Below are 25,066 nucleotides of genomic sequence, written 5' to 3' on the forward strand. Positions count from 1 at the left end.
ATGAACGACTGCCTCATTCTGAACGCCACCGCCGTGCTCACCGGCCTGCCCGGAGACCGCGCGCGGCTTCCCCAGTGCGATGTGCGCGTGCGTCACGGCAAGATCGCCGCCATGGGGGCGCTGGTGCCCGAGCCAGGCGAGGTGGTTTATGACGCCACAGACTGTGTGCTGGCGCCCGGCTGGGTGAACTCCCACCACCACCTGTTCCAGAGCCTGCTCAAGGGCGTGCCGGCGGGCCTGAATGCGCGCCTGGCCGACTGGCTGGCGGCGGTGCCGGTGCGCCACCGGCGTGCGTTCGACCATGAGGCCCTGTTCCGCCTGGCGGTGCGGGTGGGCCTGAGCGAACTGCTGGCGTCTGGCTGCACCACGGTGGCCGACCACCAGTACCACCACTACCCGGACATGCCCTTCGACCCCACGGCCGTGGTGTTCGACGAAGCCGACAAGCTGGGCCTGCGCATGGTGGTGTGCCGGGGACTGGCCACGCAGGTTCGGCAGATTGATGCCACTCCTTCGCCACAAATTGCACCCGAACCGCTGGACCTGTTTTTCCGCCGCGTGGCAGACGATGCCACGCGCTTCAACGACACCGCGCCCGACGCCATGCGCCGCGTGGTGGTGGCACCCACCACGCCGAACTGGTCGGTGCGGCCGGATGAGTTGCGCGAGATCGCGCGGTTTGCGCGTTCGCTGGGCCTTCGCATGCACAGCCACCTGTCTGAAACGGCCGACTATGGGCGCCACACCAGTGAGGTGTACGGCTGTACACCGCTGGCCTTTGTGGAACGGCATGAGTGGGTGGGGCCGGACGTGTGGTTCGCCCACCTGGTGTGGATGGAAGAAGCCGAGCAGCGCCTGCTGGCGCAGAGCGGCACCGGCATGGCGCACTGCCCGCAGTGCAACGCGCGGCTGGGTTCGGGCACGGCGCCAGTGGTGGAACTGCTGCGCCTGGGGGGCAAGGTGTCGCTGGGTGTGGACGGTGCGGCCTCCAACGAAGCCGCCGACATGCTCAGCGAGGTGCACATGGCCTACATGATGCACCGGCTGCGCCATGGCCCTGAGGCCCTGAGCACCGACGACGTGGTGCACATGGCCACGGCTGGTGGCGCCGATGTGCTGGGACTGCCCGGTATTGGCACGCTGGAGATTGGCCAGGCCGCCGACCTGGCCAGCTACCGCCTGGACAGCGCGGCCGCCATCGGTCTGCACGACCCCGGCAGTGCGCCCGTGCTGTGCGGCCGCGCGCTGCAAACCGACACCGTGTGGGTGGCCGGAAAGCCCGTGTTGATGGGCGGGGAGATTCCCGGCCTGGACCGAGCACAGCTGGCCGCGCACGCGCGCGAAGCGGTGCAGCACATCACACAAACCGTGGCGGGCTGAACCGCTCATGCATGCCCTTCTTTTATTCCACCCCTCCCCTGCCCAGGCAGGTTCCTTCCTCTGAAAGGAGACTTGTTCCATGAAACGCCGTTCCCTCCTCTGCGCCTCTGGCGCCGCATCGTTGCTGGCCGTGTCGCCGTTTGTGCGTGCGCAAGGTTCGCTGCAGGAGTTCAAGTTCAACCTGGGCTGGAAGGTGGAGGCATCAGGTGCCGGCTTCCTGCTGGCGCAGCAGCGTGGCTACTACAAGGACGCGGGCGTGGACGTGACCATCGACACCGGCAACGGCTCGGCGGCCGCCATCAGCCTGGTGGGTGGCGGCGCCTACGACGCCGCGTCTGCCGACCTGTCTTCGATGATTGAGTTCAACCTGGCCAACCCGCAGGTGGCACTCAAGGCGGTGGCCATGCAGTACGACCTGAACCCGAACGCGGTGATAGTGCGCAAGGACGGCCCGATCAAGAAGCCCGCCGACCTAGCGGGGAAGTCCATCCTGGGTCAGCCTTTCAATGCGTCGCGCAAGCTGTTCCCGGTGTTTGCCAAGGCGCAGGGCTTCGACCCCAGCGGCGTGAAGTGGGAGAACGCCACCCCCGACATTGGCGACACGCGTTTCGTCAAAGGCGACTTTGACGCGGTGGCCTACTTCTTCTTCACCGGCCTGCTAAACCTGCAGTCCCGCGGCATGGGTCCGGAGCAGCTCACGGTGTTCCGGTTCTCGGACCACGGCATGAAGTCGTATGGCAACGGCCTGGTGGCCAACCCGAAGGTGATGAGCAAAAGCCCCGACGTGCTCAAGGCCTTCGTGAAGGCCAGCACGCGCGGCTGGATCGAATGCATCGCGGACCCCAAAGCGGGCGCGGCCGCCGTGAAGGCACGCGAGCCGCTGGCGAATGAAACCCTGGAATTCGAGCGGCTGAAGCTGATCGTGGACGGCACCATGAAGACGCCCGACACCCAGGCCAACGGCTGGGGCGCGGCCACCACCGCGCGGTTGCAGGGCACCATAGACGAAACCGTGGCGGCCTTCAACCTCAAGAGCTCGCCCACCGTGGCCGAGTTCTGGACGGACCAGTTCCTGCCCACAGCCGTCGAGCGCCGGCTCAAGACCTGAACGCAGGGAGCCACGCACCATGGGCATACCCGTCATCGACCTGAGCGGCGCGCTGGCGCCCGGTGGCCCGCGCTCTGCCGAAGTGGCGCAGCAACTGCGCGCGGCGGCCATGAGCGCGGGCTTCTTCTATGTTCGTCACCATGGGGTGCCGGCCGAGGTGGTGGCGCGCCAGTTCAGCATCGCCCGCGAACTGATGGAGCTGCCGCTGGAGCGGCGCGAGGCGCTGTCCATCCAGCACTCGCCCATCATGCGTGGCTTTGAAGCGCTGGGCGCGCAGACGCTGGACGCCAGTGCCAGGCCTGACCTGAAGGAGAGCTTCTACTGCGGTATGAACTGGCCCGCCGATCACCCCTATGTGCTGGCCGGCCACCAGACCTACGGCCCCAGCCAGTGGCCCGAAGAGCTGCCACATGCGCAAGCCATCTGCGAGGCGTACATCGACACCATGAACGCACTGTCGCTGCGGCTGATGCAGTTGCTGGCGCTGTCGCTGGGACTGCCGGAAGACCACTTCGATGCTGCCTGCAAGGACCCGATGGTCACGCTGCGCATGGCGCGCTACCCGGCCCACCCGGAAGGCGCGGACGAGCGCACCTTTGGTGCCGGTGCGCACACCGACTGGGGCGCCGTGACAGTGCTGGCGCAGGACGCCCACGGCGGCCTGGAGGTGCAGATGCCCGATGGCAGTTGGGTACCGGCCACACCCATTGAAGGTTGCTTCGTGGTCAACCTGGGCGACATGATTCCGCGTTGGACCAACGGCCTCTACCACTCCAACCCGCACCGCGTGCGCAACCTGCATTCCGGCGGCGCGCCGCGCTATTCCATCCCCTTTTTCTACGAGCCGGAATTCTTCGCGCGCATTGAAGCGGTGCCCGGCACGGTGGCGCCCGGCGAAGCGCCGAAGTACCCGCCTTGCACCGCCGGTGAACATCTCAACGAGATGTACCAGAGGACCTACAGCTTGAAACAAACCACCGAGCAGACCGAGGTCGCATGAAGCTCTATGTCAATCTGTTCTGCCACGACATCGCGCAGCAACTTCGCTTTTACCAGGCTCTGCTGGGCCTGGAAGAAGCCACGCACAGCCGCTCGCCCATCTACTGCGCGCTGGCCTCGCCCAGCTTCCAGTTCGGCTTCCATGCGCCTGCGGCCTACGACCTGCTGAACCTGAGTGGCCGCGCACCCGCTGTGGGCACGCCGGGCGATGTCACCGCCTACGCCACATTCATGCTGGACAGCGCGGCCGCTGTGAGCGAAGCCACGGCGCGTGTGCAGCCACTGGGTGGGCGCGTGATCAAGGGACCTTACGCCACCTACTACGGTGAATGGCAGGCGGTGCTGTGCGACCCGGAAGACCATGTGTTCCGGTTGAGCGCGGGCGAGCTGCCACCTGGCCTGACCGCGCCTGCCCTGCAACTGCCGCACTGATGCGGACTGGTCGCCGGAACACGCGCGCTATCCTTCGGCCATGACCACACCGGAAGACGACACCCTGTCCGAAAACCTCGCCGACAACCTGACCGGCCGAGGCAAGCCCGGGCGCGAACGCATGCTGGCGGCCATCCGCGAAGCCGCCATCGCGGAGTTCAGCCGGCATGGGTTCAAGGGCGCTTCCACCAAGGCCATTGCTGAACGCGCTGGTCTCACCAAGCCACACCTGCACTACTACATCAGCAGCAAGGAAGAACTGTATGAAGACCTGCTGTATTCGGTGCTCAACGGCTGGTCCAGCGCGTTCGCGTTTGACATCGAAAGCGACGACCCGAAGCAGGTGCTGAGCCACTACGTGCGCAAGAAGCTGGACTACGCGCTGGACAACCCGGGGCTCTCGCGCATCTTCACCAGCGAGGTGCTGGGCGGCGGGCGCAACCTGGGCCGGTACTGGCCAGTGGCGGTGAAGTCCACCCAGCAGAAGGTGGTGGTGATCAACCGCTGGATGGCCGAAGGCCGGATGCGTTCGCTCGACGCCAGACTGCTGCTGATGCAGATCTGGGGCATGACCCAGCACTATGCCGACTACGGTGTGCAGGTGCAGGTCATGCTGGGCCTGGCGCCCGACCAAACCCTGGACCGGGAGCCCATCGCCCGCGAGCTCACCAACTTCGTGCTCCTGGGCTGCGGGCTGGCACCAGACTGAGGCGGGTCGGGTCCGCCGCTTCCTCACCTCGGTGCGTTGGTGCACCCAGCCGGCCCGAGGGGCGGCCCAACGCCATTGGCACAAGGCTTGCTTGAGTTTGACCAACTGTTCAAACTTTTCTGCCAACGATGCCAGCACTCGCCGCCACCGCGCCCACGACCCGCCTTGACCGCGCCTTCACCGTGGTTCTGGCTCGGCGTGGCACCGAGTTGACCGTGGGTGCCAACGAGAGCATCACCGACGTGCTGCAACTGGCGGGCGTTCAGGTCGAGACGCTGTGTGAGCAAGGTGTCTGCGGCACCTGCGTCACGACCTGGCTGGCCGGTGACCCTGAACACCGCGACAGCTGCCTGGGTGCCGATGAGCGCCGCAGTCAGCTGGCGATCTGCTGTGCGCGAAGCCACAGCGATCGGCTCACCCTGGACCTGTGACCATGCGCGTGCTTGTCATCTACTGCCACCCGGTCGAGACCAGCTACAACGCGGCCTTGCACGCCGAGGTTCTCGCGGGCCTCACCGCCGCCGGTCACGAAGTGGACAACTGCGACCTCTATGCGGAAGGCTTCAACCCGGTGCTGTCGCGCGAGGAACGCCTGGGCTATCACGAGGTGCCGAGCAACCGCCTACCTGTGCAAGGGTATGTGGACCGGCTGATGCGCACAGAGGCGGTGGTGTTCTGCTTTCCCACCTGGTGCTTTGGCATGCCCGCCATGCTCAAAGGCTTTTTTGACCGGGTGCTCATGCCGGGTGTCGCGTTCGACATCAGCGATCCGCACAACGTCAAGCCGTCTCTCACCCACATCAAGCGCATCTCGGCGGTGGTCACCTATGGCCGTCCGCGCTGGACCGCCCTGCTCATGGGGGACCCACCGCGCAAGTCAGTGACCCGCTACCTGCGCCTGCTCACGGGCGGCAGCGCGCGCGTGGACTACCACGCCTGCTATCACATGAACGTGGCCACTCCGCCGAAACTCCAGGCCTTCAAGGCCCGTGTCGGACGCGCCATGGCGCAGTTTGCCTGAGCCGACTGCCCACCATGTTCAACAACGCGCCCACCCTCCTTCAACGCGCCCGCCTGCCGCACTGGTGTCTGCCGGCTGACTGGCCTTTGCAAGGGGTCGCACCCATGCTGGCCGACCTGCGCCTGAGCGCGGGACGCATCAGCGCTGTTGCACCACACACGCCTGCGCTCACCGATCCACTGGCCTGGGACTTGAACGGCGCCCTGGTTCTACCTGGCCTGGTGGACGCACACACCCACCTCGACAAGACCTTCACGCTGCCTCGCATGGGTCGGGTCACGCCGGGCCTTCTGGGTGCGATTCAAGCCATGATGGCGGACCGGTTGACCTGGACCGAGGCCGATGTGCGCGAGCGGGCCAGCCGCGCGCTGCAGTGGGCCCATGAAGCCGGAGTGGTGCACCTGCGCACCCACTGCGACTGGTGGGAACCCGAGGTGCAGCCCATGGCCTGGAACGTGTTGGGTGAACTGGCCCAGGACTGGGCTGGCCGCATCACGATCGAGCGCGTGAGCCTCATGCCTTTGCATTTGTTCGCTGAGCGAGATGCAGCGAATGCCCTGGCCGCCACCGTGGCCCGCAGCGGTCCAGGCGCCCTGATGGGGGGCTTTGTGCACTCGACCAATTGGGACCCGCAAGCCTTGCGGCACCTGCTCGAAGCCGCACAGCAACACGAGCTGGGCGTGGACCTGCACATAGACGAAGAGCTTGAACCCGCTGCCTGTGGCCTGGCCACCACCACGCGGTTGCTGCGAGACCTGCGCTTTGAGCGGCAGGTGGTGTGCGGCCACAACTGCGCCCTGGCCGCACAAGACGAAGACCAAGCCTTGAGCACGCTGGATGCCGTGGCCAAGGCACCCGTCACCCTGATCACCCTGCCCATCACCAACCTGCTGCTGCAGGACGCACGCACCGGGCGCACGCCCCGCCAGCGGGGACTGACGCTGGTGAAGGAAGCGCGCGCGCGGGGCATCCCGCTGCTGGTGTCCAGCGACAACGTGCAAGACCCGTTTTGCCCAGTGGGCAGTTACGACCCGCTTGACGCTCTCGCCACCGGCGTGCTCGCCGCGCAACTCGACGCGCCCTTCGACCAATGGAGCGATGCCGTGTGCCGGGCAGACCGGTTGCATGCCGGGGTCGCCACGGCACCACCTTTGACGGGCAGTCTGGCCGATCTGCTGGTGTTTCCCACAGCAGATGCCTGGGGCTTTCCCTCTCGTACCCAGCCGCGTGTGGTGCTGCGCGCGGGTCGCGTGGCCCACGGCCTGGTGCCAGCGGCCTGGATGGTGACCGAGGCCGCACTGGCCGGGAGTGAGGCATGAAGCCATCGGCACCGGGCATCGCACAGCCGCTGGCGCGCTACGCCGCCTGGCGGCGCGCGGGCGACTTCGTCTTTCTCTCCGGTGTGATCGCGGTGGATCCTGGCGCGAAGAAGATCGTGCTCGGCTACGACGACATTCCCGATGCGGCGGCCACGCTGATTGGCCGCACCGGCGAATTCAGCACCGACATGAAGGAAGGCCCCATCCTGGCGCAGAGCTGGTACGTGCTCGACCGCATTCGCCAAACCATGGAGGCCGCTGGCGGCCAGATGAGCGATGTGTTCAAGCTGGTTCAGTACTTCAAGAACCTGGACCACTTTCCGCACTACAGCCGAGTGCGCAAGCAGTTCTTTCCGGGTGAGCCACCCGCCTCCACCGTGGTCGAGGTCAGCGCCATGCTGCCCAGCGCCGACATCCTGATCGAAGTCGAAGCCACAGCCTGGCTTCCCCAACGCTAGCCATCCGAGGAAACACCATGCTGCATGGCTACAACCCACCCGCGCGCTTTCTCCCGTACCTGAGCTGGACGCAGGTTGCCGAATTGCCCGACAAGGCCAACACCGTCATCGTGCTGCCCACCGGTGCCACCGAGCAACATGGCCCGCACCTGCCCTGCGCGGTGGACACCGTCATCTCCGCCGGTGTGGTCGGCCATGCGCTGGCCCGCCTGCCAGACGACGTGCCGGCCTTTGCCATGGCACCCATCACCTACGGCAAGTCCGAAGAACACCTGCACTTTCCGGGCACCGTCACGCTCAGCGGCGAAACCCTTCTGGCCACCATGAACGAGGTCGGGGAGTCGGTGTACCGCGCGGGGTTCAAGAAATTGCTCATCGTCAACGGGCACGGCGGCCAGCCGCAGGTGATGGAGATGTGTGCACGCGAACTGCGGTTGCGACACGGCGACTTCATCGTGGTGCCCAGCTTCACCTGGCGCGTGCCCAACGTGGCAGGTCAGTACCTGTCGGACAAGGAAAAAAAGCTGGCCATGCACGCCGGTCATGCCGAGACCGCCATCATGCTGGCGCTGGCACCCGACACCGTGCGCATGGACCAGGCGGTGAGCAACTACCCGCCGGAATTTCCCTCCCGCCTGCTTTCGCCCGACGGCCGCCCGGCCTGTGCCTGGAGTGCGCGCGATTTCGGCCCGAGCGGCATCATCGGCGACCCCCTGCCCGCCACGCGCGAGCAAGGCCTGGCCATTCTCGATTCGCTGGCCGAGAGCTGGGCCAGCGCCATCACCGAACTGCACCAGCTGCACTGGGCGCCGCGCGCCGAACCCACCTGGGGCCGCAGCCAGCACAGCGGCCATGTGCAGCAGTCACTCGACTGAACCCCAGAGATCACCCTGACCCTCAACCACCACCAATGGAGTAACGCCATGACCCAGACGATCAGACCCCTCCACCGCATCGCTGCCAGCTTGCTGGTGGGCCTGGGTGCGATGACCACCGCCCAGGCACAAGAGAAGTTCACCTACATGACCAACTGGTACGCCCAGGCCGAGCATGGCGGTTTCTATCAGGCGGTGGCCACCGGCCTGTACAAAAAAGCTGGGCTCGACGTGACCATCAAGATGGGCGGGCCGCAGGTCAACATCGTGCAAATGATGGCCGCGGGCCAGTCCGACTGCGTCATGGGCTCAAGCGATCTGCAGATGATCCAGACGCGCGCCGGCGGCGTGCCCGTGACCACCCTGGCCGCGGTTTTCCAGAAAGACCCGCAGGTGCTGATCGCGCACGCCGATGTGACCAAGTTTGAAGACCTCAAGGACAAAACCATCCTGATCGCGTCTTCCGCCCATCGCGGTTACTGGCCCTGGCTCAAGGCCCGGTACGGCTTCAACGACGCCCAGACCCGCCCCTACACCTTCAACATCCAGCCCTTTGTGGCCGACAAGAACGTGGCCCAGCAGGGCTACCTGACTTCCGAGCCATTCGCGATTGCCAGGGCAGGTGTGAAGGCCAACACGCTGATGTTCAGTGACCATGGCTACCCCGCCTATGCCACCACCATCTCCTGCATGGACAAGACGGTGAAGGAGCGCAGTGCTGCGGTTGCGGCCTTTGTCAAAGCCACCATGGAAGGCTGGAAAAGCTACCTGGCCAACCCCGCTCCCGGCAATGTGTTGATCAAGCAGGACAACCCCAAGATGAGCGACGAGCAACTGGCCTACAGCGTGGCCAAACTCAAGGAACTGGGCATGGTCACCGGCGGTGACGCTGCCACCCAGGGCATTGGCGTGATCACGCCGGCCCGCGCCAAGGCAAGCTTCGACTTTCTGGTAGAGACCAAGCTGATCGATCCCGCCAAGGTCAACCAGAACGAGGCCTACAACCTGAGCTTCCTCCAGGATGCCAAGGTGCTGCCCTGATGTCTGAGGCAGCGGCGGACACCCCTGGGGTGTCCGCCCTTCAAGAGGATTCGCCCATGGCTCACGACCCGATGCCTCCGAACAACACCGGTGCAAGCTCGCCTGTGCCGGCGGTGGATGTCCTGTCGGTCGAGAAGACCTACCCCGACGGCACACAGGCCCTGCTGCCGGTGGATCTGACCATCCAGCAGGGCGAGTTCGTGACCCTGCTCGGACCTTCGGGTTGTGGCAAGAGCACCTTGCTGAAAATGGTGGCAGGCCTGCTGGAGCCATCCGAGGGTCGCTTGCTCCTCTGGCGAAAACCGGTCGCGCAGCTTGAGACCAGCGGCAAAAAGGTGGCTTTCGTGTTTCAGTCACCCACCCTCATGCCCTGGGCCAGCGTGCAGACCAACGTGCGCCTGCCATTGGATCTGGCCGGCGTGCCTCGCGCAGAAGCCGATGCCCGCGTGAGCGACGCGCTGACGCTGGTGGGACTGGCGAAGTTCGCCGCGGCGCTGCCACGTGCCCTTTCGGGCGGCATGCAGATGCGGGTGTCGATTGCGCGCGGTCTGGTGACCGAGCCCGACCTGCTGCTCATGGACGAGCCTTTCGGCGCGCTGGACGAGATCACCCGCCACAAGCTCGATGCCGAACTGCTGGACCTGTGGCGCAAAAAAGGGCTCACCATCCTCTTCGTGACCCACTCGATCCACGAGGCGGTGTTTCTTTCTTCGCGGGTGGTGATGATGGCCGCTCGCCCGGGCCGGGTGGTCGAAACCTTCGAGATCGACGAGCCCCACCCGCGCACGCCGGACTTTCTGGTGTCACCCCAGTTTTCGGTTTACGCCAAGCGCTTGCAAGACAGCCTGCTGCGTGCCAGCGAGTCCACTCAAGAGGCGGACGTATGAGCGCTCTGACCAACCCCGTGGCACCGCACCGGCCCCAGGACATCGGCAGCGCGCCAGAACCCCGCGCAGACGTCAACACGATCGCCATCGCCAACCCCAAACCGCAGGTCACCAAGCAAGCGCCTGCCAGGCCCGATCGACGCACACCGCTGCTGATGCAGCCGCGCGTTCAGCGCGTGGTCTATCCGGTGCTGGTGGGCGTGGTGCTACTCGGGCTGTGGCAGGGCATGGTCACGGCCATGGAATTGCCGCCTTATCTCGTTCCCTCGCCCGTGCTGATGTTTCAGACCCTGATCACCGAATGGGGCCCGCTCAGCGCCTCACTCTGGGTCACGGTCAAGATCACGCTGCTGGCATTCGTCTCAGCCACCGTGCTGGGCGTGCTGATCGCCTTTCTGTTCGTGCAGAGCAAAGCGGTGGAAACGGCGCTGTTTCCCTACGCTGTGCTGCTGCAGGTGACACCCATCGTGGCGGTGGCACCGCTCATCATCATCTGGGTGCGCGACCCCACCGCTTCAATGGTGATCTGCGCATCGCTGGTGGCCCTGTTCCCCATCATCAGCAACACCACGCTGGGCTTGCGCAGCGTGGAACCCGATCTGCAAAGCTATTTCCAGCTCAACCGCGCCAGCCGCCTGCAGACCCTGTGGCGACTGCGCGTCCCGAGCGCGCTGCCCTACTTCTTCGGGGGCCTGCGAATCTCCAGCGGCCTCGCTCTGATCGGCGCCGTGGTGGCCGAGTTCGTGGCCGGCACTGGCGGTGCCGGCGCAGGCCTGGCCTACCAGATACTTCAAGCTGGCTTCCAGCTCGACATTCCCCAGATGTTTGCCGCGCTGCTGCTGATCTCGCTGACTGGCGTGGCCCTTTTTGTGGCCATGGCCTGGCTGTCCAAACTTGCGCTGGGCGGCTGGCACGCCAGCGAGCTTTCCCACGACCGAACCTGACCATGAGCACCTCGACCGACACCATTCAACAGTTGACCACGCGGCTGCCCGAACTCGACTGGATCACCGAACCCCTGCGTCTGGCCCGCCTTTCGCAGGACTTCGCCTGGTTCAGCCCCGTCCTCAAGCAGGCGCTGGCGGGCAAACGCGGCGAGATCGCGGTGCGCCCACGCACCGAAGACGAAATACGCCAAGTGGTGGCCGTCTGCGCCGAACACGCCATCCCCATCACCCTTCGCGGCACAGGGACCGGCAACTATGGCCAGTGCGTGCCCCTGCACGGCGGCGTGATTCTGGACATGAGCGCCTACAACGCCTTTGGCTGGGTGCGCGCCGGGGTGGGCCGTGCGCAGGCGGGCATTCGCCTGTCCGAGTTCGATGCCCACGCCAAACCACTGGGCCATGAACTGCGCTGGCTGCCTTCTACCTTCCGCAGCGCGACGCTGGGTGGACTGTTCGGTGGTGGCTTTGGTGGCGTTGGCTCGATCAACCATGGGCCATTGGCGGCACCCGGCAACGTGCTGGGGGTGCGAGCCATGTCGGTGGAGCCCGACCCTCAAGTGGTCGAGTTGCGCGGCGCCGAGGCCATGCTCATGCACCACACCTATGGCACCAACGGCATCGTTCTGGAACTCGAAGTGGCGCTCACGCCCACCGTGGACTGGACCGAGTGCATCGTCGTGTTCGAGCATTTCGATGCTGCACTGAATTTCGCCAGCCGCATGGCGACCGCGCCCGGGCTGGAGAAAAAGGAGGTGTGTTTTCTGGGGGCGCCGATTCCCGACCACTTCACCGCGCTGGCCGAACACCTGCCCACCGGCTGCCACGCGGTGATGGTGCTGGTGGCGCCGCATTCGGAAGACGGCCTGCACGCGCTGGCCGCTCAGCATGGCGGCACCGTGAGCTACCGCAAGACCGCCGACGAAGTGGCTGCCTCCAACAAAACCTTGATCGAATACACCTGGAACCACACCACACTGGCAGCCCTGAAGACCGACAAGAACCTGACCTACATCCAGAGCGGCTTTGACCCCAGTCGCCATCTGGCTCAGGTGCGCGCCCTGGAGGCAGAGCTGGCCGGCGAGGTGATGATGCACCTGGAGTTTCTGCGCACCAAGGAGGGTGCCCACAATTGCAGCGGCCTGCAGCTGGTGCGCTACACCACCGAGTCCAGGCTGAACGAGATCATGCAGATCTACCGCAACCACGGCGTGCAGATTAACAACCCGCATGTATACATCGTTGAGGATGGGAAGCAAAACAACCTCGATCCAGAGGTCGTGCGCATCAAGGAGCGCTTTGATCCACAAGGCTTGCTCAATCCGGGCAAGCTGCGCAGCTGGGGCGAACGGGAAAACCGCGCGAGCGCCAGCGTGGCGGCAGCCGCCCAGGCAGCGAGCGCCTGAACAGCTGTCCAAGCGCCGCTTAAACTCGCTGCATGTCGTGGCACGCTCAACTCCAACTCGACTACCAGCCACAAGCCGGCGGTCGGACCGCCTTGAAGCATTCGCACACTGGCCCACTGCGCATCCTCAAAAGCCTGTATCCCGAAGGCGAGGCGATCTGCCACAACGTGATCGTGCACCCGCCAGGCGGTCTGGTCGGGGGCGATGAGCTGGACATCCGGGTGAGGGTCGACGAAGGGGCTCACGCGCTGGTGAGCACCCCCGGCGCCACCCGCTTCTACGCCAGCGATGCGCTGCAGGCCAGCCAGCGCGTGAGCATCGACCTGGCCGCAAACGCCCGGCTGGAATGGCTGCCGCTCGAGACGCTGGCCTACCCGGGCTGCCAGGCGCTGAACGAACTGCGCTTCACGCTGGCGCCCGGCGCCGAACTGTTGGCATGGGACGTGACCGCCCTGGGTCTGCCCAGCGCCCATCAGGCGTTTTCCCACGGTCGGTTTCAGCAACGACTGGAGATGCCAGGCCTGTGGATGGAACAAGCCCGTCTGGACGCCACCGACCACCGCCTGCTGAACTCGCCGCTCGGCCTGGATGGTCAGCGCTGCCTGGGCAGTCTGCTGCTGGCCACAGGCCACGCGATGGGCCGAGAACGCCGGGAAGGCCTGCTGGACGCAACCCGGCTGGCGCTGCGGTCTGCACCGGATGATGTGCGCTGGGGCGTCACCTGCGTCAACCCGCAGATGCTCGTGGTGCGCGCGGTGGCCCCGCTGGTGGAGCCGCTGATGGCGTCGCTGCAAGCCGCCTGGGCCGCGCTGCGCCACACCGCCTGGGGTCTGGTGCCCACCGCACCGCGCATCTGGCGCGTCTGACAGGGCACAGACTGGCCGGTGTTTCGGGTCCAGTTCTGGGCTTCAGCGAGCGGCGAGCTGGGCAGAATGGTTGCTCCGACCGCACAGTACCGAGACCGCCCTCCCCCACGCCCATGTCCGCGACCGTTTCCGATTTGCAGAGCACCCGTGCGCTGGTGGTCGATGGCAATCCCCGCTCCCGCTCCATCCTGGTGTCGCAGCTCAAGGAGTTTGGCGTGGGCACCATCGTGCAATGCCCCAAACTGGCGGATGCAAGGCAGCGGCTGGAGATGGCCAATTTCGATATCGTGATCTGCGAGCAGTATTTCGAGCGCGAGGACACCACCGGCCAGGAGCTGCTGGATGACCTTCGGCGCAACCACCTGCTGCCCTACTTCACCGTGTTCGTGATGGTCACGTCCGAAGCTACCTACGCCAAAGTGGCCGAAGCGGCGGAATCGGCGCTGGACGCCTACGTGCTCAAGCCCCACACCGCCCAAACGCTGTCGGCGCGCATTCTGCAGGCAAGAGAGCGCAAGGAGTCGCTCAAAGCCATTTTCAGCAGCATCGAGTGTGAACAATATGCCGAGGCAGCGGCCCTGTGCCAGCAGCGCTTCAACGAGCGCGGCGAGTACTGGCTGTATGCGGCACGCATCGGCGCCGAACTCATGCTGCGCATCGGGCAACTGACTGAAGCCCAGCAGCTGTACGAGGCGGTGGTCCAGGCCAACACCCTGCCCTGGGCCAAACTGGGTGTGGCCCGTGCCCAGCTGGAGCAAGGGTACCCGGCGCGCGCCACCACCACCTTGCAGAGCCTGATCGAAACCGAGCCGGGTTACTCCGATGCCTACGACGTCATGGGCCGCGCCCAGTTCGAGCTGGGCAATTTTCAGAATGCGCTGGCCACCTTCAAGATGTCCACCAAGCTCACACCCGGTTCGGTCAATCGCCTGCTCAAGCACGGCATGATGGCCTACTACGCGGGTGACCGGGCCGAAGGGCTGGAACTGCTGGATCGCGCCACCCGCATTGGCCTGGACTCCAAACTCTTTGACGCCCAGGCGCTGGTATTGCTGGCATTCGCGCGACTGGACAACAGCGACCAGCGCGGCCTGATGCGCGCCATCGAGCAACTGCACCACCTGGCGGGCAAAAAGCCGGACAGCGCACGGCTGCAGCGACTGATCGACGTGGCCAACTGCCTGATCTCCATCCACGAATACCAGACCGCTCGCGCCCTCGACGATATGCGGCGCCTGGCCAAAACCATTCAGGATCCGGCGTTCGACTTCGAGTCGGCGAGCAACCTGCTGGCCCTCATGACCCGCCTGGCCATGCGCAGCATCCAGCTCTACGAGGTCGACGCAGCAGTCGACACCATGGGCCAGCGCTTCTGCACCAGCCGTGCGCTCACCGAACTGCTGGCCTGCGCCGCTACCGGGCGCCCCGATTTCATCAACCGCATTCGCGCTGCCCACAGCGACATCCTGAAGTTCACCGAGCAGGCCATGACGCTGAGCCTCAAGGGCGAGCCGCAACGTGCGGTGGAAGCGCTGCTCGAGCATGGCGCCACGACCTTGAACGCCAAGCTGATCGAATCGGCCCACCTGGTGCTGCACCGCTACGCCGGCCGCGTTCCAGACGAAGCGGTCCTGAAAGCGCGCGCCCAGGCACTTCGCGAAACCTACCGCACGACCGAGATTCACGCCGGACTGGGCGAGCAGGCCCACACTGGGCACGCCGCCGGCGGTGTTTCGCTGCCCTCCGGCTATCGGCCGCCGCAGAACTCCGAAGGCCTGCTGGCCAAGATGGGCGCCGTCGGCGCCTAGAATACAGGCGCCGGACTGGCTCCTTGCGGGCCCATGCGCAGTGCCACCTCGCGTCCTCCCATGCGCTCGACCAGCCGGTTCTGGTCCTCCTTGGCCTGGCGATCAACGGCCTCCGGATCGAGCCATTCGCGCAACAAGGCCTCCAAATAGACTTGCACCTCCCGGTGCGCCGCCTGCCCCGCGAGGTTCTGCGCCTGCAGTGGATCGCGGGCAAGGTCAAAGAGCTCAGGTTCGAAACCGACGTAGTGGTGGTACGCCCATCGCCCCTGTCGCAACATGTAGGCTCCGGCGGGTGACCCGACCGCGTGGTACTCGCTGAAGGCCACGCGCTCGGGGTCATCGGGCTCGCAGGCCATGTCCAGCAGCGAGTGGCCGGAGAACCCTTCGGGAACCGCCAGACCCGCCCCCTGGACCAGGGTCGGAGCGATGTCGATCAGGTTCACCGCGGTCTGGCAGACACGCCCCTGCGGCACCTGGGGACCTGCCATCACCAGCGGCACCTGGACAGCCTCCCGGTAGAGCGTCGACTTGTTCCACAGCCCGCGGGCACCCTGGTTGTCGCCATGGTCGCTGGTGAACACCACGCGGGTGGAGGCCTCCAGTCCGGTCTCGTGCAGGGCGCCCAGGATGCGCCCCAGCTGCTCGTCGATGAACCCGATCAGCGCGAAGTAGCAGGCCAGCGCGAGGCGCCGCCGTTCGGGCGTGCCTAGCTCGGCATCGCAGTCGTAGAAGTCCGCGTGGCGCTGCACCCAGGGATGGCGCGCATGGCCGTCCTGCGGATGCAGCCTCGGCGGCGGCAGGGCCGCCATGTCGATGTGGTCGAGAAAGCGCTGGGGCACGACCAGCGGGAAGTGGGGCGCCACCAGGCCGACGTACAGCGTCCACGGCCGGTCGTCCGGGCGGGCAGCGCGGCCCTGCAGCCACCGGACCGCCTGGTCGGCGCTGGCAATGTCGTAGTCGTTGTAGCGGCTCTGGCCCTGTCCGAGCTCCCCGAACAGCTGCGAAGGCCGAGGTTCATCCGGCATCGGGTCCCGCACCGAACCCCAGACCTGACCGATGCCACCGGCCAGGTGGAGCGGACTGTGCTGGCGGTCGAACCCGGTCGGCGCCTCGGCGTTGGCGTAGTGCAGCTTGCCGATGGATTCCACCCGCTGCCCGGCCGCCTGCAGGGCATGCCCCCATCCTGGAATGCGACCGTCGTAACCCATGGCGTTGTCCCAGTAGCCGATCTGGTGCACCCAGCGGCCGGTGGCAAAGGCGGCGCGCGCGGGCACACAGATCGGAGACGGGGTGAACGCCTGCGCGAAGCGTGTGCCACGGGCGGCCAGGGCATCCATGTGCGGTGAACGCACAAAGGGGTGGCCAGCGCAGCCCATGGCCAGACCGTCCTGCTCGTCGGTCATGACGACCAGGTTGTTGCATGGCGCAAAATTCACGGGTTCTTCCATCAGGCGGGTCCGACCGGTGCGTCCGGCTCGGAGCGGATGTCGGACGGACGCGCCATGAGTCGGTCTGTCAGTTCCTGGCGCAGGCCACGGCAGGCGGGGTCGTCGAAGCGGTTCTCGCATTCGAAGGGGTCGTTGGCCAGGTCGTACAACTCGCCGGCGCGGCTGCCCAGTTCCAGCGTCAGCTTGGCGTCGCGAGTGCGCACCGTGCGCAGGTCCAGGGCCACGCCGCAGCGCGATTCGCCCAGGCGCCACTCGTTCAGCGCGTGGTCGCGCGCTGCGCCGGGCTGGCCTTCGATCAGCGGTCGCAGGCTGCGGCTGTGGGCGGCCGAGGCCACCGGCGTGCCGGCGTAGTCGCCGAAGGTGGCGGCCAGGTCGAGCGTGGACACCGGATCGCTCACCACCCGCCCCGCGGGCACGCCGGGGCCCTGTGCGAGCAGCCCCACGCGCATCAGGCCTTCGTAGTGCATGGGTCCTTTGAGCATCAGGCCGTGATCACCGAGCCACTCGCCATGGTCCGAGGTGAACACCAGCAGGGTGTGGTCCAGCAGCCCTTCTTCGCGCAGCGCGTTCCGGATGCGGCCGAGCTGGTGGTCGATAAGCGAAATCATGCCGTAGTAGTTGGCGATGATCTCCCGCAACTGGGTGTCGGTCTGCGGGCCGATGCGCGAATACGCTTCACGGATCCTGCGCGTCTCCGGAGTGCCGCCCGGCGTGTTCTCCAGCGCGGCGCGGTGCCACCAGGGGCGACGCTCCAGGTCACGCCTACGGTGCGGTGGCAGGTCCACGTCTTCCGGACGGTGCAGCAGGTTCCATGGCAGCGGTGCGTCAAAGGGATGGTGCGGATCGGCAAAGGACACCCAGGCGCACAGCGGGGCCGCGTCGCCGGCCCGTTCGCTCCGTCCCTGCTCGCGCAGCAGTTCCACCGTTCGGTCACCGACCCAGCTGCTGTTGTGCCAGGCGGTGGGCAGCGCGCTGGCATGGGTCTGTGCGGCGCTCACCGGCGCCCCGTGGTGCTGGCGGTACAGCGCGTCCTTGAGCGGCCCCAGGCCGTCGGCGTGGTACCAGCGTTCGTAGTGCAGGCCGCCCGGCGGCGGGTCGGGCAGCCAGTAGTTGTGCCCCAGCTGCATCAGCTCCACCCGCTCGAAGCCCATGTAGGGACCTTGCCAGTCCGGGCCGAACTGCGGCGCACTCGGGATGTTCTCGCAGCGCCCTGTCGGGCGGTTACCGTACGAATGGTTGCTGGAGAAATGGGCCTTGCCCACGAAGCGGGTGCGGTAGCCACCGCGCCCGAGGCTGCCGGCAAAACCCCGTTCCGCAAGGTCTTCGTCCAGATCGATGCCGTTGTCGTGAACACCATGCGTCAGGGGCAGCAGGCCAGTGAGCACCGAGCAGCGCGCCGGCATGCACACCACGTTCGGGGTGATGCAGGCCGAGAAGCGCGTGCCCTGCTGCGCCATGAGGTCGAGGTGGGGCGTGTGCACCTTGCGCCCCTCGAAGCCGTAGGCGTCACCGCGGTGCTGGTCGCTCATGACCAGCAGGATGTTCGGTCGTCTCACGGACGATGCGGTCGCGCTCATGTGACTACCCTCCGTGCTCCGCACTGCGGGGCTGAGCGCTTTCGGAACGGCCGTGCAGCGCTCATTCCTTGGCCGTGTAGCCGGACTCTTTCACCACCGGACCCCAGCGGCGGATGTCGGCTTCCAGCCTGCTGCGGGTGGTCTTGGCGTCCAGCACCAGGGAGTCGAACTCCAGCTTGTCCAGCGCCTCGATCATGCGGGGCTGGCGTGCGGCCTTCATGAGCGCCGCCTCCAGCTCGGCCTGCACGGCTGCGGGGGTGGCCGCGCTGGCGAACACCGCGAACACCTCACTCAGCACCGCATCCGGGTGACCCTGCTCCTTGAAGGTCGGTACCTCCGGGAGCTTGGGCATCCGCTGCTCTCCTGTGAAGCCGACGATGCGCAGCCTGCCACTCTGGTGATGCTTCACCAGGTTGGGCAAGGTGGTCGCCAGCGCTGGCAGGCTGCCGCCGAGCACATCGACCATGGCCGCCGCTCCGCCCCTGTAGGGCACATGCAGGAAATCGATGTTGGCCTGGCGACCCAACATCACCCCCAAGAAATGCATGCCGGTGCCCGCCCCGGGCGTGCCATAGCTGGCCTTGCCCGGATTGGCCTTGGCCCAGTTCACAAATTCGGGCCAGGTCTTGGCCGGCGTGCCCGGCCCCAGTGCGAGACCAAAGTGGAAGGAACTCAGCGTCGCCAGGGGCGCCAGGTCGGCCAGGCTGTACTTGAGGTTGGGGTATACGTGCGGGTACAGCGAGACGTTGTCACCTGGCATCACCACCACGGTGGCACCGTCGGCGGGCGCCTGCAGCAGGGCGGCCACAGCGAGTTGCCCACCCGCACCGGTCTTGTTGTCGACCACCACGTTGTAGCCAGCGCTGCGCAGTTCCTCGCCCAACTGACGCGCCACCACATCCACCGCGCCACCCGCCGGGTAGCCGACCAGTATCTTCAGCGGTTTTCCGTTGGCCATGGCCGTCGTCGGCAGGGCCACGACCCCAAAGGTCAGGGCCAGGGAAAGCAGCAAGGTTCGGCGCGGCAGATTCATAATCGTCTCCATGTTTGGTCGGTTTCAACGCTGCTAAGTGTTGGCGGCGGGCATCCCGCCTTTCAGTTCCCGTGGGAACACAGTAACCCCGTGGATACCCGTAGCACCTGCCCATGGAACCCCCTTCCACCCCTGAAGTCCCGAGCACGGCAACGACCAGTCAGGCGACCAATCGCACACTCACCCGTGCACTGCAGGAGCGGCTGTCCCTGAACGAACGACCCCTGTGGCACTGTGCCCCCGGACAGATCGTCATCGCGGCAGGACAGAGGGTCACTCGCCTACCCGTGATCGTGCAAGGCACCATCGACGCTGTGATGCACGGTGCCCCGGGCCGGGGCCTGCAGACGGTGCCGATCCAGTTCGGCCCGGGCGAAACGGTGATGCTGTCCTACCTCTTCAGCGAACAGCCGAGCACGGTGGACATGGTGGCCATCTCACCCACGGTGCTGCAGTGGATCGGTTCTGACGACATCGAATCGCTGATCCTGTCGCAACCCGATCTGGCCGTCCTGCTGATCCGGTTTCTGAGCAGGCGGTTGCGCGAGGTTCAGGGTCGTGAACGCTCCTGGCTGGAGCGCAGTGTCCCAGTCAGGGTGGCCGCAGCCCTGGTGCGCATCGCCAGCGACCGAGCCCCGGTCGATGGCATATGGACGCTTGCGGTGACGCACGACCAGATCGCCAACCGGGCGGGCGTCAGCCGGCCCAAGGCGTCCACGGCGATGAAGCAGCTCGAACGGGAGGGCCACATCCGCCTCGGCCGCGGGGTGATCCACATCGTGGATTTGCCTGCGCTGCAGGACAAGTCCGGCTAGATCGCCACCAGCTGGCGCACCCCGCGCGTCTTCATCTCGCTACCCGGCCCGCTGGCAATCACCTCGCCGCGCTCCATCACCAGGTAGCGGTCGGCCAATTCCTCGGCAAAGTCGTAATACTGCTCTACTAGCACGATGGCCATGTCGCCCCGGTCGGCCAGCATGCGGATCACGCGACCGATGTCCTTGATGATGCTGGGCTGGATGCCTTCGGTGGGCTCATCCAGGATCAGCAGCTTTGGCCCCGCGGCCAGCGCGCGCGCAATCGCCAGCTGCTGCTGCTGTCCGCCTGACAAATCACCACCGCGCCGATGCAGCATTTGCCGCAGCACCGGAAACAGTCTATAAAGCTCCTCGGGCACCTTCGTGTTGCCCGGACGGGTCGCCAGTCCCATGAGCAGGTTTTCCAGCACCGTCAGTCGCCCAAAAATCTCCCGCCCCTGCGGCACAAATCCGACGCCCAGGCGGGCACGCTCATAGGGCGGCTTCTGATCAATTGCCTGGCCATTGAGCACGATGCTGCCGCTCTTGATCGGCACCAGGCCCATGAGCGACTTGAGCAGTGTGGTCTTGCCCACGCCATTGCGCCCCAGCACCACCGTCACCTGGCCCAGCTCGGCTTGCAGATTGACGTTGCGCAGGATGTGGCTGCCGCCGTAGTACTGGTTGACGTCTTTGACTTCAAGCAGACTCATCTTGTTTTCTCCGGCTGGCGGGTTTGGCCGGGTCTCGCCCCGGCGGGCGCCTCACTTTCTTTTGCTTCGCCAAAAGAAAGTGAGCAAAGAAAAGGCGAGCCGGATGCGCTGTCCCTCCGCTTCGCTGCGGGCACGCTGCGTTGCTCGGACCGGGCGAGGTCTGCGCAAACTTGTCCGCTGCGCGGCCTTCGGACATGCGCAGTCCTGTTCCCGCCCGGCCCTGCGCTACTAGCCAGCGCATGACGGCAGAGTTCGGATACAGACTCCCCCTCAGGGCACCATGCTTGCGAGAAGGGAAGCCCGAACCCGCTCCCGCCTTGCCGTCCGACCGGGCTGAACAGCGCAGGGGCGCCCGGGAAAAGGGGCGCGCATGTTTGAGCGAAGCGAGTTTGCGCGCACCCCGGGCGAACCGAGCAGCGCAAGGAACCGCGCAGCGGCCCGGTCGTCGGCTCGCCTTTCTTTTGGGTACTTTTCTTTGGCGAAGCAAAGAAAAGTGCCTCGGCCGCCGGGCCGAGACCCGGCCAAGCCAAGCCACCGGAGAACACAGACTCAGCGTCCAAGATAAACCTCAATCACCCGCTCATCCGCCTGCACTTCATCCAGCGTGCCCTCCGCCAACACCGAGCCATCGCACAGGACCGTCACCTTTTCCGAGATGGTTCGGATGAAGCTCATGTCGTGCTCAACCACCATCAGAGAGTGCTGGCCTTTGAGCGTGAGAAACAGCTGCGCAGTGCGCTCTGTCTCCTCGTCGGTCATGCCCGCAACAGGTTCATCCAGCAGCAGTAGCTTGGGGTCTTGCATCAGCAGCATGCCGATTTCCAGCCACTGCTTCTGCCCGTGGCTCAGCAGGCCGGCCTGGCGCGCCGCACTGTCTGCCAGGTGGATAGTGGTGAGCACTTCGGCCAGGCGGTCCTGCTCCTCGTCTGTGGGCCGAAACACCATGCTGTGGCGCACGCGTTTGTCGGTCGCCAGCGCCAGCTCCAGGTTTTCAAATACGGTGAGCTGCTCGAACACCGTGGGTTTCTGAAACTTGCGGCCGATGCCCAGCGCGGCGATCTCCGGTTCGCGGTACCGCAGAAGGTCGATGGTGCTACCGAAGAACACCTGACCGCTGTCGGGCCGGGTCTTGCCGGTGATGATGTCCATCATCGTGGTCTTGCCGGCGCCGTTGGGGCCGATCACGCAGCGCAGCTCCCCCGGTGCGATGTCCAGCGACAGGCCGTTGATGGCCTTGAAGCCGTCGAAGCTCACATGCACATCCTCCAGGTACAGGATGCGCCCGTGGGTGGTGTCGACCTGGCCCGGCGTGTGCACCCGGCCGTAGCCGGCAGCGCGGCCGCCTGACTCGGTCTGCCCGTTCGCCACAGCGCCTAGATGACGTTCGCGCCGCAAGGCGCCATCTTCCATGAGGTCCGGCGTCATGAAAGATCCTGCCTTCCTCGGAGCTTCTTCACCAGCCCGACCACCCCCTGCGGCAGAAACAGCGTCACCACGATGAACAGGCCACCCAGGAAGTACAGCCAGAACTCGGGAAAGGCCACCGTGAGCCAGCTCTTGGCACCATTGACGATGAAGGCGCCGATGATTGGGCCAATCAGCGTGGCGCGACCGCCCACCGCAGCCCATATCGCCATCTCGATGCTCGCGGCCGGACTCATCTCGCTCGGGTTGATGATGCCGACCTGTGGCACGTACAGCGCGCCAGCCACGCCGCACATCACCGCCGAGATGGTCCAGATGGTGAGCTTGTAGGGCAGCGGGTTGTAGCCGCAGAACATGACACGGCTCTCCGCATCGCGCACCGCCTGCAGAACGCGACCAAATTTGCTGTTGACCAGCCAGCGCGCCCACAGGAAGAAACCGAGCAAGGTCAGACCGGTGATCACGAACAGCGACATGCGCATGCCGGGTGTGGCGATCGGCATGTCGAGGATGCGCTTGAAATCGGTGAAGCCGTTGTTGCCACCAAAGCCGGTTTCATTTCGGAAGAACAGCAGCAGCGCGGCAAACGTCAGCGCCTGCGTGATGATGGAGAAGTACACGCCCTTGATGCGCGAACGGAAAGCAAAGTAGCCAAACACAAACGCCACCCCGCCCGGCACCAGAACAATCAGCAACAGCGTGGCGAGGAAGCTGTCCGACAGCGCCCAGTGCCAGGGCAGCTCCTTCCAGTCCAGGAACACCATGAAGTCGGGCAACTCGCTCTTGTAGTTGCCGTCCAGCCCGATCTGGCGCATGAGGTACATGCCCATCACATAACCGCCGAGTGCAAAGAACAGCCCGTGACCCAGGCTGAGGATGCCGGTGTAGCCCCAGATCAGGTCGATGGCCAGCGCCGCGATGGCATAGCACATGATCTTGCCCAGCAGGCCGACCATGTAGCCGCTGAGATGAAAAGGACTGCTTTCGGGCACCATCAGATTGAGCGCCGGTGCCAGCGCGCAGACCACGAGCAGCGCCACGATGAAGGTGCTCCAGCCACCGCGGGTGAGCAGCGGGCCAGGCACCGGAAGCGATACCGCTGGGCGCGTCATGCCTCGCGCCCCTTGAGAGCAAAAATGCCTTGCGGCCGCTTCTGGATGAACACGATGATGAACACCAGCACCGCGATCTTGGCCAGCACAGCGCCCGCCTGGCCTTCGATGAACTTGTTGAGCACGCCCAGGCCCAGCGCGGCGTAGACGGTGCCGGCCAGCTGGCCTACACCGCCCAGCACCACCACCATGAACGAGTCCACGATGTAGTTTTGCCCGAGATCAGGACCGACGTTGCCGATCTGGCTCAGCGCACAACCCGCCAGACCCGCCACGCCCGAACCCAGCGCAAAGGCGTAGGTATCGATGCGCGCGGTGTTCACACCCATGCAGGCGGCAATCGGCCGGTTCTGGGTGACGCCACGCACAAACAGGCCCAGCCGCGTGCGCGCGATCATCAAGGCCACACCGCCCAGCACCAGCGCCGCAAACACGATGATGAGAATGCGGTTCCACGGCAGCGTGAGGTTGCCGAACAGCACCACACTGCCGCTCATCCAGACCGGGTTTTCTACGCCCACGTTCTGCGCGCCAAACAGGCTGCGCACCGCCTGCATCAGCAGCAGGCTGATGCCCCAGGTGGCGAGCAGCGTCTCAAGGGGCCGACCGTAGAGGAATCGGATCACGCTGCGCTCCATCAGCGCGCCCACCGCAGCGGAGGCGGCAAAGGCCACTGGCAGCGCGGCCAGCAGATACCAGTCGAAGGCGCCGGGCAGCATTTCCTGGAACAGGCGCTGCACCAGCCAGGTGGCGTAGGCGCCGATCATGATCAGCTCGCCATGCGCCATGTTGATCACGCCCATGAGGCCATAGGTGATGGCCAGACCCAGTGCCGCCAGCAGCAGGATGCTGCCCAGGCTGATGCCGGTGAAGGCTTGACCGAGTGCGCTGGAGATGGCCAGAGAACGGTCCAGCGAGGCCAGTGCAGACTGCAGGGCCGCCTTGACCTCGGGATCGGATTCGCTCTCGATGCGCTGCAGCAGCAGCGGCCGCACGATCGCCTTGCGCGCCTCACCCAGCTTCTGCGCCGCAGCCAGACGCTGCGCTGCGTCTTCGCTGGCGAGCAGCACCGCTGCCTGCGCCAGCTCCAGCGTCTGGCGCGCGTCATCATCCAGATTCGCCGCGAGGGCGCGCTCGATCACAGGCAGCTGGTCGGCATCGGGTTCGTCAAAGCTGCTGCGTTGCAGCGTGAGCGCGGCGGCGCGCTGGCGCTGGGGCGTGCCGCCCACCAGCTCCATGCCGGCCAGCGCGGTGGCCAGCGCGGAGCGAATCCGGTTGTTCACGATCACCTCTTCGGCGCTGTCGCCGAGCGTGGCGGCGGCGCCTGTCACGGCATCGCTCGCATCGGCGTCGCCCACGATGAGCACCTGCTCGTCCTGCACACGCACACGGCCTTCAGCCAGCGCCGTCAACAAGGCCGTGCCACGCGCATCGGGACTCGCGGCCAGAGCGCCGATGGTGGCAATGCGCTCGTCGCTGTCGCCGCGAGCCAGCGCAAGGGCCTGCTCGGTGGTGAGCGCGTGCGCCATCGAACTGGCCAGCAACCAGAGTGCGCACAGCCAGACCGATCGCCAGGAGGACAGGAAGAGACGCATGGATCCGTCTTTCAGAGGGGCAGGCGGGCGGGCGTCAGGCGCGCCGCATGCGACCGACACAGTGGGCGCAGAGTTGAGCCAGGCCGACCCCGCCCAAGCAAGGCATGGGCAGA

At 65.9% G+C, this 25,066-nt stretch carries 24 protein-coding genes; 17 read left to right on the plus strand and 7 right to left on the minus strand.

Translation table 11 applies throughout. The features are described 5' to 3' along the window. The 16 genes from QUV25_RS01100 (at position 1) to QUV25_RS01175 (ending at position 15,253) form a co-directional block, all read left to right on the plus strand. A complete protein-coding gene (locus QUV25_RS01100; protein WP_300860695.1) occupies positions 1 to 1,380 on the plus strand; it encodes an amidohydrolase family protein in 1,380 nt (459 codons plus the stop codon). A gap of 79 nt (positions 1,381 to 1,459) precedes the next feature. After that, complete coding sequence (locus QUV25_RS01105) at positions 1,460 to 2,488, plus strand: ABC transporter substrate-binding protein (protein WP_300860696.1); 1,029 nt, start codon at positions 1,460 to 1,462, stop codon at positions 2,486 to 2,488. A 19-nt stretch (positions 2,489 to 2,507) separates the two neighbouring features. Beyond that, positions 2,508 to 3,488 (plus strand): 2-oxoglutarate and iron-dependent oxygenase domain-containing protein, encoded by a 981-nt coding sequence (locus QUV25_RS01110; protein WP_300860697.1) that lies wholly within the window; start codon positions 2,508 to 2,510, stop codon positions 3,486 to 3,488. Beyond that, complete coding sequence (locus QUV25_RS01115; RefSeq protein ID WP_300860698.1) at positions 3,485 to 3,919, plus strand: VOC family protein; 435 nt, start codon at positions 3,485 to 3,487, stop codon at positions 3,917 to 3,919. The genes QUV25_RS01110 and QUV25_RS01115 overlap by 4 nt, the downstream gene beginning before the upstream one ends. A gap of 40 nt (positions 3,920 to 3,959) precedes the next feature. Continuing rightward, positions 3,960 to 4,628: a TetR/AcrR family transcriptional regulator gene (locus QUV25_RS01120; RefSeq protein WP_300860699.1), complete on the plus strand. Its 669-nt coding sequence runs from the start codon at positions 3,960 to 3,962 to the stop codon at positions 4,626 to 4,628. Positions 4,629 to 4,756: 128 nt separating this feature from the next. Continuing rightward, the gene (locus QUV25_RS01125; RefSeq protein ID WP_300860700.1) at positions 4,757 to 5,059 is read left to right on the plus strand and encodes a 2Fe-2S iron-sulfur cluster binding domain-containing protein; all 303 of its coding nucleotides are present in this window, start codon (positions 4,757 to 4,759) and stop codon (positions 5,057 to 5,059) included. A gap of 2 nt (positions 5,060 to 5,061) precedes the next feature. Further along, on the plus strand, positions 5,062 to 5,649 hold the full coding sequence (locus tag QUV25_RS01130) for an NAD(P)H-dependent oxidoreductase (protein WP_300860701.1): 588 nt from the start codon (positions 5,062 to 5,064) through the stop codon (positions 5,647 to 5,649). Between the two features lie 14 nt (positions 5,650 to 5,663). Further along, on the plus strand, positions 5,664 to 6,968 hold the full coding sequence (locus QUV25_RS01135; RefSeq protein WP_300860702.1) for an amidohydrolase family protein: 1,305 nt from the start codon (positions 5,664 to 5,666) through the stop codon (positions 6,966 to 6,968). Further along, a complete protein-coding gene (locus QUV25_RS01140) occupies positions 6,965 to 7,426 on the plus strand; it encodes a RidA family protein (RefSeq protein ID WP_300860703.1) in 462 nt (153 codons plus the stop codon). Before QUV25_RS01135 ends, QUV25_RS01140 begins: the two co-directional genes overlap by 4 nt. Positions 7,427 to 7,443: 17 nt before the next feature. Then, complete coding sequence (locus QUV25_RS01145; RefSeq protein ID WP_300860704.1) at positions 7,444 to 8,301, plus strand: creatininase family protein; 858 nt, start codon at positions 7,444 to 7,446, stop codon at positions 8,299 to 8,301. A 111-nt stretch (positions 8,302 to 8,412) separates the two neighbouring features. After that, positions 8,413 to 9,342 carry an ABC transporter substrate-binding protein gene (locus QUV25_RS01150; RefSeq protein ID WP_300861966.1) on the plus strand — a complete coding sequence of 310 codons (930 nt, stop codon included), beginning with the start codon at positions 8,413 to 8,415 and terminating at the stop codon, positions 9,340 to 9,342. A gap of 56 nt (positions 9,343 to 9,398) precedes the next feature. Beyond that, on the plus strand, positions 9,399 to 10,229 hold the full coding sequence (locus QUV25_RS01155) for an ABC transporter ATP-binding protein (protein WP_300860705.1): 831 nt from the start codon (positions 9,399 to 9,401) through the stop codon (positions 10,227 to 10,229). A 155-nt stretch (positions 10,230 to 10,384) separates the two neighbouring features. Then, the gene (locus QUV25_RS01160; RefSeq protein WP_300861968.1) at positions 10,385 to 11,173 is read left to right on the plus strand and encodes an ABC transporter permease; all 789 of its coding nucleotides are present in this window, start codon (positions 10,385 to 10,387) and stop codon (positions 11,171 to 11,173) included. A gap of 2 nt (positions 11,174 to 11,175) precedes the next feature. After that, complete coding sequence (locus tag QUV25_RS01165; protein WP_300860706.1) at positions 11,176 to 12,579, plus strand: FAD-binding oxidoreductase; 1,404 nt, start codon at positions 11,176 to 11,178, stop codon at positions 12,577 to 12,579. A 32-nt stretch (positions 12,580 to 12,611) separates the two neighbouring features. Continuing rightward, complete coding sequence (locus tag QUV25_RS01170; RefSeq protein WP_300860707.1) at positions 12,612 to 13,445, plus strand: urease accessory protein UreD; 834 nt, start codon at positions 12,612 to 12,614, stop codon at positions 13,443 to 13,445. A 113-nt stretch (positions 13,446 to 13,558) separates the two neighbouring features. Then, positions 13,559 to 15,253 (plus strand): response regulator, encoded by a 1,695-nt coding sequence (locus QUV25_RS01175; protein ID WP_300860708.1) that lies wholly within the window; start codon positions 13,559 to 13,561, stop codon positions 15,251 to 15,253. Here the strand turns inward: QUV25_RS01175 and QUV25_RS01180 are convergent. The 3 genes from QUV25_RS01180 to QUV25_RS01190 all read right to left on the minus strand — a co-directional run bounded on the left by QUV25_RS01180 (position 15,250) and on the right by QUV25_RS01190 (position 19,311). Further along, the gene (locus QUV25_RS01180; protein ID WP_300860709.1) at positions 15,250 to 16,689 is read right to left on the minus strand and encodes a sulfatase-like hydrolase/transferase; all 1,440 of its coding nucleotides are present in this window, start codon (positions 16,687 to 16,689) and stop codon (positions 15,250 to 15,252) included. The genes QUV25_RS01175 and QUV25_RS01180 overlap by 4 nt on opposite strands. An 11-nt stretch (positions 16,690 to 16,700) precedes the next feature. Beyond that, positions 16,701 to 18,278 carry a sulfatase-like hydrolase/transferase gene (locus QUV25_RS01185; protein WP_300860710.1) on the minus strand — a complete coding sequence of 526 codons (1,578 nt, stop codon included), beginning with the start codon at positions 18,276 to 18,278 and terminating at the stop codon, positions 16,701 to 16,703. A 61-nt stretch (positions 18,279 to 18,339) separates the two neighbouring features. Then, entirely contained in the window at positions 18,340 to 19,311 is a 972-nt protein-coding gene (locus tag QUV25_RS01190; protein WP_300860711.1) for a tripartite tricarboxylate transporter substrate-binding protein, read from the minus strand. 113 nt (positions 19,312 to 19,424) lie between these two features. On the opposite strand from QUV25_RS01190, the gene QUV25_RS01195 reads away from it, so the two are divergent. Then, positions 19,425 to 20,126: a Crp/Fnr family transcriptional regulator gene (locus QUV25_RS01195; protein ID WP_300860712.1), complete on the plus strand. Its 702-nt coding sequence runs from the start codon at positions 19,425 to 19,427 to the stop codon at positions 20,124 to 20,126. Here the strand turns inward: QUV25_RS01195 and urtE are convergent. From urtE to urtB, 4 genes are all read right to left on the minus strand, one after another. Beyond that, positions 20,123 to 20,815, minus strand: a complete 693-nt coding sequence (gene urtE, locus QUV25_RS01200; RefSeq protein WP_300861970.1) for an urea ABC transporter ATP-binding subunit UrtE — start codon at positions 20,813 to 20,815, stop codon at positions 20,123 to 20,125. The genes QUV25_RS01195 and urtE overlap by 4 nt on opposite strands. A gap of 555 nt (positions 20,816 to 21,370) precedes the next feature. Then, a complete protein-coding gene (gene urtD / locus QUV25_RS01205) occupies positions 21,371 to 22,246 on the minus strand; it encodes an urea ABC transporter ATP-binding protein UrtD (protein ID WP_300860713.1) in 876 nt (291 codons plus the stop codon). Further along, positions 22,243 to 23,358 (minus strand): urea ABC transporter permease subunit UrtC, encoded by a 1,116-nt coding sequence (urtC, locus tag QUV25_RS01210; protein ID WP_300860714.1) that lies wholly within the window; start codon positions 23,356 to 23,358, stop codon positions 22,243 to 22,245. Before urtC ends, urtD begins: the two co-directional genes overlap by 4 nt. Next, complete coding sequence (gene urtB / locus QUV25_RS01215; RefSeq protein WP_300860715.1) at positions 23,355 to 24,953, minus strand: urea ABC transporter permease subunit UrtB; 1,599 nt, start codon at positions 24,951 to 24,953, stop codon at positions 23,355 to 23,357. The genes urtC and urtB overlap by 4 nt, the downstream gene beginning before the upstream one ends. Between the last annotated feature and the right edge of the window lie 113 nt (positions 24,954 to 25,066).

The organism is Hydrogenophaga sp. (assembly GCF_030373245.1).
Lineage (GTDB): Bacteria > Pseudomonadota > Gammaproteobacteria > Burkholderiales > Burkholderiaceae_C > Hydrogenophaga.